This is a genomic window from Stenotrophomonas sp. 1L-E-5-B-C3 (assembly GCF_057292075.1).
This window is the reverse complement of record NZ_JBXAWS010000001.1, coordinates 140,595-153,323: the sequence shown is the minus strand read 5'-3', so window position 1 is coordinate 153,323 and position 12,729 is coordinate 140,595. Positions and strand designations below refer to the sequence as shown.

The window sequence follows — 12,729 nt, the reverse complement described above, 5'->3', positions numbered from 1 at the left end:
GATCTGCCATGTCCCAAGCCGCTTTCTACCCCGTCGGAACCCCTGGCCAGCCGTGGGGAGCGGCGGAACGGGAGGCGTGGCGTGGCCGCCAGCAGCGCCTGCGTCGCTATGACGAGGAGGTGCTGCCGCGCATCGAGGCACTGGCCTCGCGCTTCAACAAGGTGGCCTATGGCCAACTGGACTACGCTGGCGAGACCTACACCCTGTTCGCCCTGCGCAGCCGCGACTGGAACCCGGCACTGCCGGCTGCCCTGGTCACCGGTGGCGTGCACGGCTACGAGACCAGCGGCGTGATGGGGGCGCTGGAGTTCCTCGAAAAGCACGCAGCCGATTACGCCGGCAAGGCCAACCTGCTGGTGGCGCCGTGCGTGAATCCGTGGGGCTTCGAGCGCATCAACCGCTGGAACTTCGATGCGATCGACCCGAATCGCAACTTCCGCGCCGATGGCCCGGCCCGCGAATCGACCGCGCTGATCGAGCTGGTTGCACCAATCAAGGGCCAGTTCGTGCTGCACATTGACCTGCACGAGACCACCGACAGCGACGAGAGCGAGTTCCGCCCGGCGCTGGCCGCGCGTGACGGCAAGCCGTTCGAGCCGGGCTTGATTCCCGATGGCTTCTACCTGGTGGACGACAGCGAGAACCCGCAGGCGGCGTTCCAGCAGGCGGTGATCGCCGCGGTGGAAAAGGTCACCCACATCGCGCCGGCCGACGACAAGGGCGAGATCATCGGTTCAGCGGTGGTGGCGCATGGCGTGATCGAGTACCCGCTGGTGAAGCTGGCGTTGTGTGCAGGCATCACTGGCGCAAAGTACACCACCACCACCGAGGTCTACCCAGACAGCCCGCGGGCGACCCCGCAGCAGTGCAATGACGCGCAGGTGGCAGCCGTGTGCTCGGCGCTGGATTACGCGCTCGCCCATCGTTGATCGGTAGTGCCGGCCTCTGGCCGGCAACTGAAAAAGGGGACGGAGGGGATTAAGTCGTTTGTGCCACAAACGACTTAATCCCCTCCGTCCCCTTTTTCGGTTCACCCCAATGCGTCGGCCCACCAGAGTGCGGCCGGTCCCGGCGGCGTATCACGGCGCCACAGCAGGTCGCTGTGGATGCGCCGCGGCCAGCCGGGCAGCACCAGTTCCACCAGCCGGCCACGGTCATAGCGCTGCACCAGCGCCCGCGGCAGCTCGGCCCAGCCGAGGCCGTCCTCGGCCATCTCCATCACCATCAGGTAGTCGGTGGCGGTCCAGGCCAGGCCGGTGACCACGCGGGATTGATCGACTTCCGCGCTCAGGCGCACCTGCCGGTGCCGCGCCAGCTGCGCGGCGGCGCGACGGCCAGCGCTGGCCAGCGGATGCTCGCGCGCCACGTACACTGACAGTTCGCTGTGGTGCGCCAGCGGCCGTGCCACCAGTCCGTCCGGATAGTGCTCCTGCCGTGGCAGCAGACCCAGCGCGGCGCGTCCGTTGCTTACCAGTTCCAGCACGTCCTCGCCCTCGGCATCCAGCCATTCCAGCTCGATCTCCGGGAACGCCTCGGCGAAGCGTTGCAGCACCCGTTGTTCCGGGTCCAGTTGGTAGACGTCGGAGAACGCCACGGTCAGGCGCGGTTCGACCGGTGCGGCCAGGCGCACGCTCAACTGCTGCAGGCGGGTATCGGCGGCAAGGATTTCCTGCGCGTGCCCCAGCACCTGGCGCCCGGCCTCGGTCAGCTGCGGGTAGCGCCCGCTGCGGTCGAACAGGCTCACGCCCAGATCGGCCTCCAGGTGGGCGATGGCGGTGCTGACCGTCGACTGGGTCTTGCGCAGGCGTCGCGCCGCCGCCGAGAACGAGCCGAGCGCCGCAGCTTCCACGAAGGCCTGCAGGGATTCAGGGGAGTAGGGCATTGATCCATTGCTCCTTTCGATGGGACCCATTTTGATCCCACCGTAAAAGACGATGATACTGGCCGCCGTCGCCCCTGTCTGCGGGGCGTTCCGGACCCTCCACGCACGGCGTGGATCTATTGAAAAGGCGGCGCGGTCCCCGCCCTGCAAGGAGTTTCACATGTCCCGTACTGTTCCCGCCCGTGGCGCGCTGGTCGCCTGGGCCTGCCTGACCGTGGCGATCGTCGCCGAGGTGGTCGGCACCTCGTTCATGGCTCATGCCGCCCGCGATGGTGGCTGGACCGGTTACCTGATCATGGCCGGCGCGCTGGCGCTGTCCTACTTCTTCCTGGCGCAGTCGGTGCGCCGTATCGCGGTTGGCGTGGCCTATGCGGTGTGGGAGGGGCTCGGCCTGACCCTGCTGACCGTGGTCGGCCTCACCGTCTTCGGCGAGAGCCTGTCGCTGCAGCAGCTGGCCGGCCTGGTGCTGGCAGTGGTCGGCATCGTCTGTGTCACCCTCGGGGAGGCGCACTGATGAATACCCTGGCCCTGTTTTTCGTGATCTGTTCTGCGCTGATCGACGTCGCCGCCAACATGATGGTGGCCAAGTCGGAAGGTTTCCGCCGCTGGCGCTGGGGCGTCGCTGCGATCGTCCTGGTCTGGATCGCCTTTGCCCTGCTGGGCCAGGCCGTGCGTTACATGGATCTGGCCACCGCCTATGCGATGTGGGGTGCGATCGGCGTGATCGGTACTGCCACCTGCGGCCGCCTGTTGTTCGGCAACCGCCTGCGTCCGATCGGCTGGGTCGGCATCGGTCTGGTCACTGTTGCGGTGCTGTTGCTGAGTACCGCGAAGTAACGCGTCGCTGTGCCAACCAAGGTTGGCACCTGCCAGAGCGTGAGCCGCCGCAAGCAAGCGCCCCGGGGATGATCTCCCCGGGGCGTTGCTGTTTCTGAAGCACTCAGAAGCGTGCGGTGAAGTTCAGCCGCGTGGTGCGGCCCGGGCCCGGCATCAGGCTCATCGCCAGCGTGTCCATGTAGTAGGTGTTGCGCAGATTGCTGACCACCAGCTCCACTTCGCTGCGCGGCGTGAACTGCCAGCGTGCGTAGAAGTCATAGATCGCGGTCGGCAGGTAGATGTTCTGCAGGCCGGTCGAACCGGTGGTGTTCCAGGGCTTGTCCAGTTCATGGGTGGGGCCGCTGTTGTAGGTACGGCGGATGCCGGTATCCAGCCGCTTGTCGAACAGGCGGAAGCCGAGCGTGCTGTGGATCGAGTACTTCGGCGGGTTCTGCGCGTTGACGAACGAGGTGCCGAAGCCGCCGTCCACGCAGTCCGGGGTGGTGTCCAGCTTGCTCCACTTCGCATACGGATCTTCGCGCAGGCGCTTGGCGGTGGCCGCATCGCAGGTGCGCGCGCGCTGGTAGTAGCTGGCCGACAGGTCCAGGTAGGCGATGCCGGCGTCATAGCCGGACTGCAGCTCGTAACCGGACACCGTGTAGTTGTCGACGTTGTCGACGTAGAACGCCCAGTTGCTGGAATCGAAGCGGCGGGTGATGGCGTTGTCGATATCGTTCTTGAACCACGCCACCTTGAACGCCAGGCGGTCACCGTCGCGCCACAGGTCCTGCTTGAGCAGGCTGAAGCCGATGTCCCACGAGCGGTTCTTCTCCGGCTTCAGGTCGGCCACCGGTGCCGAGGTGCTGTTGCCCAGCGTCGACTCGAACAGGCTGGGCATCTTCCAGCCCTGCGCGTATTTCACGTAGAAGAACATGTCCTGGTCGAGGTTGAAGCGCGCCTCTGCATACGGCGCGAAGCCGTGGCCGGAGCGCCGGATCGCCGGCTTGTAGCCCCAGGCGGTGGGAATCTGCTTGGTATAGAAACCGTTGGCACCGCGCGGATCAGGAATGAAGCCGTCGAAATCGTAGGCCTGGCCCAGCGTGCTGTCGCCATAGGGCGTGGCGCGCAGCGAGTCGTAGGTGTAGTTGCCCTGTGCATCCGGGTACCACTCCTTGTACCAGCCCGGCAGCAGCTGGCCGCCCTTGCTCAGGCGCGCGAAGGTGTAGCGCAGGTCGCGCGATTCACTGACGAAGGCGACGCGGTTGCGGTCGCGGGTGCGGTAATCGGTGAAGCGGCCGCCGGCAGTCAGCGACAGCCAGTCCCACGGCTGCCACTGCAGCGAGGCGACGACGCTGGCTTCGCGGCGCGTGCCCGAGCGCAGGTAGCGGTTGTTGTTGAAATCCACCGGCAGCACCGGTGAGTTGGGCGCGGTGTCCTCGTGCTGGAAGGAGGCGCCATAGCGCAGCGTCCAGTCGCCCAGATCATTGCTGAAGCGCGTGGTGTTGCTGCTGTCCACGCCCCAGCGCTGGGTCTTCACGTCCGACTGCAGTCCCGGGCCATAGGTTTCGCCCAGCGTGTCCGGCATCTGGTCGTTGGGCACGTCCTTGAACAGCGGCGTGTTGGCGATGTTGCTGTTGAACATGCGGCTGGTGGCGGTGGTGAACCACAGCGTGCTGCTCAGGTCCAGCCACGGATGCGCCTCGGGCCGGTAGCGATGGCGCAGCGAGGTGGCGTTGACCCGCATTTTCCCCGGCTCGAACTGGAACATGGTGTTGGCCTCGTCCACGTAGGTCACCCATTCGTTGGACTCACCCACGCGGCCGATCGCCGACGGCATGATCTCGCCGAAACTGGAATTGAAGTAGCGGTGGCTCAGCTCCAGCCGCTGGTCCGGATTGGGCGTCCAGGTGAATTTCAGCAATGCCGATTCGTTGTCGGTATGCGTGTTGAGCACCTCATCGCCGGGGTGGTACATGTCCGAGACCGCCTGGCTGGACATGCCCGTACCGCCGCAGGACAGGTGCTGGTTGTCATAGCGATGCGCACCGTTGCTGCCGGCGAAGAAGTTGCCCTGGCGGCGCCGCGCATAGGCCGCGACCAGCTGCCAGTCCTCGCCGCGCTGGGCGAAGGCCACGCTGCCATTCCAGTCACGCGGGTCGCGCAGGCTGTTGCGGTTGTCGCTGCCGCGCGCGATCTGCTTGAAGGTGCGGGTGCGGTCGATGCTGTTGTCGGCCACGCCGCCGCGCACGCGCAGGCCCCAGGCCTGGCCATCATCGAGGATGTCATCGACGTTCAGCGTTTCCATGTAGACCACGCCGCCGATCGCGCTGGCGGCGTTGGCGGCCAGGCTCGGTCCCTTCTCGATGCTGATCGCGCTGATCAGATCCGGGTCGAGATAGCTGCGCTGCTGCACGCCGGCATAGCCGCGGTACACGTCGATGGCCTGCTGGCCACCATCGATGATCACTGGCACCCGGTTCTGGCCCTGCAGGCCGCGGATGTTGACGTCCAGCGCACCGCCGTTGCGAACGTCAGCGGTGTGCACACCCACCGCACCGGCCAGCACGTCGCCGATCGACTGGCCGCGGAAGCGTTCCAGTTGCTGGCGGTCCAGGTGCACGCGCGAGCCGCTGTCACGGTAGACCGCATCGGCATCGGCGAGCCCCCACGGCGAAGCGCCTTCGCCGGCCTGGCCAGCCACGCGCAGGGTGCCGATCTGGCGTACCCCGGCTTCAGCGGTGGGTGCCGCCTGCAGCACCACGCCGCTGGCATCACGCTGGAAGGCCAGGCCGGTGCCGGCCAGCAGCTGGGCCAATGCGGCGTCAGTACCGAGCGTGGCCTGCACACCGCTGCTGTGGCGGCCGCGGGTCAGGCGCGCATCGGCAGCGATGGACAGGCCCGACTGCTGGCCGAACGCGGTCAGGGCCTGGTCGAGCGGGCCAGCCGGGATCTGCCAGCGAATGGCGGCCGCAGTGTCCTGTGCATGGGCGGCGGCCGGCAGCAGGCACGGGGAGGCCAGGGCCAGGCACAGCGCGATGGCCAGGGGACGAGGGGAGGGGCAGGGCAGTTTCATGGGGGCGGCAACATCCGCAATGGGTTCCCTTGTAGTGCCCGGTGAGCGCACAGAAAGGGAACCGCGATTTCAAAGCGGACGCACGACGGTCCACCACGGCCAGCGCTGCTCGACACGGATCGGCAGGGCGCGGGCCAGCAGATGCAGCGCCTGGGTGCTGTCCAGGCGTGGCAGTACCGCCGTGACCTTCAATGCGGCGAGCGCCGGATCACAACCCAGATAGCCCTGATGGTGGCGGGCCAGCTCATCGATGACGCGGATCAAAGGCGTGTCCTGTACCTGCAGGCGTCCGTCCTGCCAGTCACCGCGCAACGGATCCGCAACCACCGGGGAGAGTCCGCCCATCGGGCCGATCCGCACCGCGTCTCCCGCAGCCACATCCAGCGCCGCACCGAACATCGGCAGGCAGCGCACCACGCCCTCGAATACATCCAGCCGGCTGTCCTGCGCCTCACGACCGACCGCGAAGCGGGTGCCGATCGGCTGCAGGCGTGCGCCCGGCACATGCACGGTCAGCGGCAGGCCGGTGAATGCAGGGTGGTGGCCGGTCTGCAGCAGCAGTTCGCCACGCAGCAGATGCAGGGCGCGGCGGTCGCTGCCGATGTCGATCGTGACTTCACTGTCGGCGTTGAGCCACAGCTGGCTGCCGTCGGTCAGCGTCCACTGCCCGGTATGCCCGGCAGCGGTGCGCTGTGTCTGCAGGCCGCGTTGTTCGCGCAGCCCGTGCAGGCCGAGCAGGCCGAGCAGGGAGACCGCACCGATGCCGAGGGCGCCACCGAGGCTGCGAAGCGCGCGACGGCGGCGACGTCCGGCAGCATCGAGTGCCGTGGCAGCAGCCGGTGCCGACAGTGGAGCAAAGGACTGCCAGACCGTCTCGACCCGGCGCCACGCGTCGGCGTGGCCAGCATCGGCATGCAGCCATGCGTGCCATCGCTGCTGGTCGCTGTCACTCCAGCCCTGCTGGCGCAGCGCGAACCACTCTGCCGCCTGCTCCAGCGCCGGGCTGGCCAGTGCGGCATTCATGCCGTGGCGTCGCCGGACAGGCGCAGGCAATGCAGCATCGCCTGCGCCATGTACTTCTTGACCATGCGCTCGGACACGCCCAGTTGCTGGCCGATCTCCGCATAGCCCAGGCCAGACAGTCGTGCCAGCAGGAACGCACGGCGTGGGCGTTCGGCCAGGCCGGACAGCATGTCGGCGATGGCATGCAGCAGCTGCAGCGCCTGCGTGCGCTCCTCCGCCGATGGATGCACCGGCTCCGGCTGCGCGGCCAAGGCCGTCAGGTAGGCGCGCTCCAGATCCGCGCGCTGCCAGTGATTGACCAGCAGCGCGTGCGCGATGGTGCTGAGATAGGCACGCGGCAGGCGCAGTTCGGACGGATCGACACGACGGCTGAGCAGGCGCACGAAGGTGTCCTGGGTCAGGTCGGCGGCGCAGTCGGCGTTGTGGGTGCGGCGGCGCAGCCAGCCCAGCAGCCAGCCATGGTGTTCGCGGTAGAACCCCGCCAGCGCAGTGCTGGAGGCGGCGGGCACGGCCATTGGCATCGATCATTAATGAGAATGATTCCCATTATAGTGCGATCGAGCGGTGTACGACAAACCTTGCGCAGGGGGCAATGGCCAGGGCGTTTGCGATGCCCGCCGGGCTCGCCGACACTGCGGTCTTTCAGCAGGGAGTGCCCGCGTGTTCAGCCACATCACCGTTGGAACCAACGACATGGACGTCGCCCATCGCTTCTACGATGCCCTGTTCACCGCATTGGGCGCCCGTCCGGGTGTCTTCGATGACAAGGGGCGCCTGGTGTATTTCAAGGACGGTCGCATGTTCATCGTCACCGCACCGATCGATGGCGAGCCGGCCTGCCATGCCAATGGCGGCACCATCGGCTTCACCCTGGACAGCGCCGATGCCGTGCGTGGCTGGCAGGACGCAGGCGTAAGCCACGGTGGCACCGCCATCGAAGACCCGGCCGGCATCCGCAACATGGCCGGGCGGCAGCTGTTCCTGGCCTACCTGCGCGATCCGGATGGCAACAAGCTGTGCGCGGTGCATGTGATGTCGTGATTGGACAGTACGCGCGTGGCCGCGATGCACGCGGTCCGCGCGCGGCCGCGCTCGCAGGTGCGCTTCGGCGCGCGCGTGATAACACGGAATGGTGGACCGGGCCTGTGACCGCAGGCCGCAACTTCATGCTCTGTCCACTGCGGTTCAGCCAGAATCGGTCGGCTAACCCTTTGATCTACCGGAGAACGCCGCCCCATGGAAGTACTGGAGCCGCAACAATCCCCGGTGCGCACTCTTCGACCTGTGTTCGCCTTCGCGGCGATCGTTGTCGTGGCGTTCGCGCTGTTCGTCAGCCTGTTCCCGCTCGGTGCGGGCCGCCTTCTGGTCAAGGCGCAGGACTGGGCCGCCCTCAATGTCGGCTGGTACTACCTGCTGGCGATGACTCTGTACCTGGTGTTCGTGGTTGGCGTGGCGCTGTCCAAGTACGGTGGCATCAAGCTCGGTGCCGACCATGACGAGCCGGAGTTCAGCTATCTCTCCTGGGCCGGTATGCTGTTCGCCGCCGGCATCAGCATCACCCTGTTCTTCTTCTGCGTCTCCGAGCCGCTGACCCATTACCTGCAGCCGCCACAGGGCGATCCGGCGGCCGGTGAGGCCGGCGCGCGCCAGGCCATGCAGCTGCTGTTCCTGCACTGGGGCCTGCACGGTTGGGGCGTGTTCGCACTCGCGGCGATGGCGATGGCCTACTTCGCCTACCGCCACAACCTGCCGCTGGCCCTGCGTTCGGCGCTGTACCCGCTGATCGGCAAGCGCATCAATGGCCCGATCGGCTACACCGTGGACGCGCTGGGCATTGTCGCCACCGTGTTCGGCATCGGCGCCGACATGGGCTTCGGCGTGCTGCACCTCAATGCAGGCCTGTCGCACCTGTTCAACATCCCGCACTCCAACCTGGTGCAGATCATCCTGGTGGTCAGCATGATGGGCGCGGCGGTGGCCGTGGCCGTTTCAGGCGTGGAGAAGGGCGTGCGCTGGATGGCCAACATCAACATGCTGCTGGCGATCGCGCTGGTGCTGTTCATGCTGTGCGCCGGCCCCACCCAGTATCTGCTCAGCACGCTGATGCAGAACCTGGGCGACTACCTCGGCAGCGTGGTCGGCAAGAGTTTCGATGTGTACGCCTATGGCGGCCGACCGGAATGGCTGGGCGGCTGGACGGTGTTCTACTGGGCCTGGTGGATCGGCTGGGCGCCGTTCGTTGGCCTGTTCATCGCCCGCATCTCGCGTGGCCGCACCATCCGCGAATTCGTGTTCGGCGTGCTGCTGATCCCGCTCGGCTTCACCCTGGCGTGGCTGTCGATCTTCGGCAACAGTGCACTGGACCAGGTGCTGCACCATGGCCAACAGCAACTGGCGCAACTGGCGGTGGATGATCCGCCCACTGTGCTGTACGCGCTGCTGGACGGCTACCCGTGGAGCAAGGCAGTGATCGCGGTGACGGTGTTCGTCAGTTTCATTTTCTTCGTGACATCGGCCGACTCCGGCGCGGTGGTGCTGTCCACGTTGTCCTCGCATGGCGGGGCGCCGGAGGATGATGGTCCGCGCTGGCTGCGCGTGTTCTGGGGCACGGTCATCGCGGTGCTGACCGCCGGGTTGCTGCTGGCCGGCAGCATCGATGCGCTGAAATCGGCAGTGGTGCTGGCGTCGCTGCCGTTCTCGGCGGTGTTGTTGCTGATGATGTGGGGCCTGACTCGCGCCTTCAGTGACGAATCGCACCGCAAGCGCGCGCTGCAGTACCGTCCCTCGCCGCTGATCGGTGACGACCGCCACCACCAGGGCTGGCGCCAGCGCCTGAGCCAGGCCATGCACTTCCCGGTGCGCGACCAGGTCTACCGCTTCATGGACGACACCGTGAAGCCGGCGATGGAGGCGGTAGCCGAGCAGCTGCGAGGGCAGGGTTGGGATGTGGCCACGCGCTTCGAGGCCGGTGACATGGAGCTGTCGGTGAATCACGGCGAGCAGCAGGATTTCCAGTACCGGGTAATCCTCAGTGGCTACCTGACCCCGTCGTTCGCCGCACAGCAGCTGCGCAACCAGCGCTACTACCGCGCCGAAGTGCATCTGTACGAAGGCAGCCAGGACTACGACCTGGTCGGCTACAGCCGCAAGCAGATCATCAACGACATCATCAGCCAGTACGAACGGCACCTGCAGTTCCTGCACCTGAGCCGCTGATTCGGTGGGTGCGGACCGTTGGTCCGCACACCCCTTTGCCCCATCAGAACCGGTAGCGCGCCCCCAGCGAGACGAACTGCCCGCGCAGGTTGTACTGGCTGATGTCGAAACCATTGGAGCCACCGGCCGGGTCGAACGGCGGGTCCCTGTCGGTCAGGTTCAGCACCGACAGCGACAGCGTGGTGTTGGGAATACCTTCGTAGGCCACGTAAAGATCCAGCTGGTGATACGGCTTGATGCGGTCGCGCAGCCCCGGATTGCTGGTGGCCGTCGCCACACGCTGGTCGTAGCCACTCACGTACTGCAGGCTCAGCGTGCTGCTCCAGTCGCCCACCGCCCAGTTCAAGGAAGTGGTGCCGCGGGTGCGCGGCAGTGCGCCGTGGCGGTTGTTGCCGGCCCCCTCATACGGCGCCTGCCCGGCCACCAGCGGCTGCTTGAAGCTGAGCAGGTGGGTCCAGCTGCCGGCGACGGTGAATTTGCCCCAACCGTCGGTGCGGAAGGTGCGGCTGGCGTCCAGGTCCAGCCCCGAGGTGGTCAGTTCGCCCTGATTGGCATACTGGTTGGTGATGAACTGGATGCGTCCGTTCTCGCGTTGTACGCGGCCCGGGAACAGGGTCGGGTTGTCGACGATGAACTGCGCACTGTCCGGCTTGACCAGGTTGTCCTGCTCGATGCGGTACCAGTCCAGGCCAATGCTGGTATCGCCATCCGGCGACCACACTGCACCGACGTTGAAGTTGCGCGAGCGCTCGGCCTTCAGGTCCGGATTGCCGGTGCGGATGTTGGTCACGCCGCGGCTGCCGCCCGGTTGCAGTGGGTCGAAGGGATCGATCACCGAGCCGTAGCTGACGGTCTGGCCCGGCGCGATTTCGGGCAGCGACGGTGCACGGAAGCCGCGCGAGAACGAGCCGCGCAGCAGCAGGCTGTCCAGCGGCTGCCAGCGCAGCGCCACCTTCGGCGAGAACGCCTTGCCGAAGTCGTCATAGTGATCGCCACGACCGGCCACCTGCAGCTCCAGAGTGCGGTGCAGCGGCACGCTCAGTTCGGCGTAGGCGGCACTGACCTGGCGCTCGCCGTTGACCACGTTGATGGCCGGGCGCAGCTCGGTACCCGACAGCACCTGTGCGCTGGTGCGCGCATCCAGTGATTCCTTGCGGAACTCGGCGCCCCAGGCGAAGCCGACTGCACCGGCCGGCAGCTCCCACAGCGTGGTCGACGCCTTTACGTTCAACGCGTGCAGCTTGTACCAGCCCGGACGCTTGGTCTGCAGGCGCAGTGCATCCAGCGCCCCCGGCGTGCTGGACGGGTTGAGGAAGTTGTAGCTGCCATCGTGCAGGATCTGCTCGAAGGCGTAGCGGTTGACGAAGTTGTCGACGTACTCGCGCTGTGCACTCTGCGAGGTCAGCGCAGCCACTTCCCAGTCCCAGCGCTCGCCACTGCCGCGCACCCCGGCCAGTGCACGGTAGAACACCTGGGTGTTGTCCTTCAGGCGCGGGCCGAGATCGAAGAAGGTGTACTCGAACGGCAGCGGCGTGCTACCCGGGTTGTTCGGGTGACCGACCGGCAGCACCGCCGGCACATCGATCAGGGTGCCGGTGACCGGGTTGTAGGCACGCAGGCCGGGGCCGACGGTCAGCGGCGCGCTGAAGATCTGGTCGGCCTTGTTGTGGCTGTACAGCACATCGGCGAAGGCCTCGACGCTGTCATTGAAGCGGTAGGTCGCACTCAACGACGCCTGCAGGCGCTCGGCGCCGGGCTGCAGGGTCTTGAACGGCTGCGCATTGAAGGCGCAGGCCTGGCCGGGCAGGGTGCTGCCGAAGTCGCTGTACGGGCGCAGCTGGCTGCCGTCGGGGCAGTTGGCGAACGGTTGCGGCGCACGCGGGTTGCTCAGCCAGTTGCCACCGGCAGTGGACCAGCCGGCAAGGCGACCACCGGGCTTGTCGCGGAAATCGCCGCTGCGGGTATAGGCACGATCATCGCCATCGAGGCGGTCGCGCTTGAGCAGGTCCAACCCGAACAGCACGTTCCAGCCCTGCTGTTCCAGATCACCGAAGCCGGCCAGCAGGTTGGCCTTGCGTTCGTTCAGGCCGCCCTGGGTGGCGGTGCCGAAGCCGCCGCCGACTTCCACGCCCTGGAAGTTCTTGCGCAGGATGATGTTGATGACGCCAGCGATGGCGTCGGAGCCGTACACCGCCGAGGCTCCATCCTTCAGTACTTCGATGCGCTCGACCGCACTGATCGGCAGTGCGTTGAGGTCGACGAAGGTGTCCTGGGTATTGAGTGCGAAGCCGAAGTTGGACACCCGATAGCCGTTGACCAGCACCAGCGTGTTCTTCGGCGACAGGCCGCGCAGGCCGATTGATGCAGAACCGGCGGCGAAGCTGCCGGTGTACTGCTCGTCGAAGCTGTTGCCGGCATTGGCCGACAGGTTGCGCAGCACATCGGTAAGGGTGGAGCGACCGGTCTGTTCGATCTGTTCGCGGCTGACGATCTGCACCGGGTTGGGCCCGGCGGTATCGCTGCGCTTGATGTTGGAGCCGGTCACCAGCACGGTGCCGAGGGTGGTGCTGTCCTTGCCGGTGTCGGCGGTTTCAGCGGCGCCGGCAGCGCCGGCGGTGAGGCCCAGCGCGATCGCGCCGGCAAGCAGGTTCAGGGTGGTGCGGTACATGGAAGCGACAACGCCGAACGGGGAGGAGCCGTCAGTACCGCACGCAGGTAC

Annotated in this window: 10 protein-coding genes; 5 read left to right on the top strand and 5 right to left on the bottom strand. The window is 66.8% G+C overall.

Annotated elements, in window-relative coordinates; genetic code table 11:
- The first annotated feature begins 8 nt into the window (after window positions 1-8).
- On the top strand, window positions 9-929 hold the full coding sequence (locus tag AC0Z6F_RS00670) for a M14 family metallopeptidase (RefSeq protein ID WP_012511329.1): 921 nt from the start codon (window positions 9-11) through the stop codon (window positions 927-929).
- Between the two features lie 101 nt (window positions 930-1,030).
- Here AC0Z6F_RS00670 and AC0Z6F_RS00665 read toward each other — a convergent pair whose 3' ends face one another.
- A complete protein-coding gene (locus tag AC0Z6F_RS00665; protein WP_012511328.1) occupies window positions 1,031-1,882 on the bottom strand; it encodes a LysR family transcriptional regulator in 852 nt (283 codons plus the stop codon).
- Between the two features lie 160 nt (window positions 1,883-2,042).
- Between AC0Z6F_RS00665 and AC0Z6F_RS00660 the strand changes: the two genes are divergently transcribed.
- Window positions 2,043-2,396 carry an SMR family transporter gene (locus AC0Z6F_RS00660; protein WP_010485170.1) on the top strand — a complete coding sequence of 118 codons (354 nt, stop codon included), beginning with the start codon at window positions 2,043-2,045 and terminating at the stop codon, window positions 2,394-2,396.
- The gene (locus tag AC0Z6F_RS00655) at window positions 2,396-2,719 is read left to right on the top strand and encodes a DMT family transporter (protein WP_012511327.1); all 324 of its coding nucleotides are present in this window, start codon (window positions 2,396-2,398) and stop codon (window positions 2,717-2,719) included. Before AC0Z6F_RS00660 ends, AC0Z6F_RS00655 begins: the two co-directional genes overlap by 1 nt.
- Window positions 2,720-2,822: 103 nt before the next feature.
- Here AC0Z6F_RS00655 and AC0Z6F_RS00650 read toward each other — a convergent pair whose 3' ends face one another.
- The 3 genes from AC0Z6F_RS00650 to AC0Z6F_RS00640 form a co-directional block, all read right to left on the bottom strand.
- Window positions 2,823-5,771, bottom strand: a complete 2,949-nt coding sequence (locus AC0Z6F_RS00650) for a TonB-dependent receptor (RefSeq protein WP_485616480.1) — start codon at window positions 5,769-5,771, stop codon at window positions 2,823-2,825.
- 69 nt (window positions 5,772-5,840) lie between these two features.
- Window positions 5,841-6,794, bottom strand: a complete 954-nt coding sequence (locus AC0Z6F_RS00645) for a FecR family protein (RefSeq protein ID WP_485616481.1) — start codon at window positions 6,792-6,794, stop codon at window positions 5,841-5,843.
- Window positions 6,791-7,309 carry a sigma-70 family RNA polymerase sigma factor gene (locus AC0Z6F_RS00640; protein ID WP_032970849.1) on the bottom strand — a complete coding sequence of 173 codons (519 nt, stop codon included), beginning with the start codon at window positions 7,307-7,309 and terminating at the stop codon, window positions 6,791-6,793. The genes AC0Z6F_RS00645 and AC0Z6F_RS00640 overlap by 4 nt, the downstream gene beginning before the upstream one ends.
- Window positions 7,310-7,454: 145 nt before the next feature.
- Between AC0Z6F_RS00640 and AC0Z6F_RS00635 the strand changes: the two genes are divergently transcribed.
- Entirely contained in the window at window positions 7,455-7,835 is a 381-nt protein-coding gene (locus AC0Z6F_RS00635) for a VOC family protein (RefSeq protein WP_006372781.1), read from the top strand.
- A gap of 195 nt (window positions 7,836-8,030) precedes the next feature.
- Window positions 8,031-10,010, top strand: coding sequence for a choline BCCT transporter BetT (betT, locus tag AC0Z6F_RS00630; protein ID WP_448123129.1), 1,980 nt, complete (start codon window positions 8,031-8,033; stop codon window positions 10,008-10,010).
- Window positions 10,011-10,053: 43 nt separating this feature from the next.
- Here the strand turns inward: betT and AC0Z6F_RS00625 are convergent, their stop codons facing one another.
- Window positions 10,054-12,678 (bottom strand): TonB-dependent receptor, encoded by a 2,625-nt coding sequence (locus AC0Z6F_RS00625; protein WP_485616483.1) that lies wholly within the window; start codon window positions 12,676-12,678, stop codon window positions 10,054-10,056.
- Between the last annotated feature and the right edge of the window lie 51 nt (window positions 12,679-12,729).

Excerpts from the sequence above, each read along its gene's own strand:
- AC0Z6F_RS00670 (WP_012511329.1), top strand. The coding sequence starts at position 9 with ATGTCCCAAGCCGCTTTCTACCCCGTCGGAACCCCTGGCCAGCCGTGG.
- AC0Z6F_RS00665 (WP_012511328.1), bottom strand. The coding sequence starts at position 1,882 with ATGCCCTACTCCCCTGAATCCCTGCAGGCCTTCGTGGAAGCTGCGGCG.
- AC0Z6F_RS00660 (WP_010485170.1), top strand. The coding sequence starts at position 2,043 with ATGTCCCGTACTGTTCCCGCCCGTGGCGCGCTGGTCGCCTGGGCCTGC.
- AC0Z6F_RS00655 (WP_012511327.1), top strand. The coding sequence starts at position 2,396 with ATGAATACCCTGGCCCTGTTTTTCGTGATCTGTTCTGCGCTGATCGAC.
- AC0Z6F_RS00650 (WP_485616480.1), bottom strand. The coding sequence starts at position 5,771 with ATGAAACTGCCCTGCCCCTCCCCTCGTCCCCTGGCCATCGCGCTGTGC.
- AC0Z6F_RS00645 (WP_485616481.1), bottom strand. The coding sequence starts at position 6,794 with ATGAATGCCGCACTGGCCAGCCCGGCGCTGGAGCAGGCGGCAGAGTGG.
- AC0Z6F_RS00640 (WP_032970849.1), bottom strand. The coding sequence starts at position 7,309 with ATGGCCGTGCCCGCCGCCTCCAGCACTGCGCTGGCGGGGTTCTACCGC.
- betT (WP_448123129.1), top strand. The coding sequence starts at position 8,031 with ATGGAAGTACTGGAGCCGCAACAATCCCCGGTGCGCACTCTTCGACCT.
- AC0Z6F_RS00625 (WP_485616483.1), bottom strand. The coding sequence starts at position 12,678 with ATGTACCGCACCACCCTGAACCTGCTTGCCGGCGCGATCGCGCTGGGC.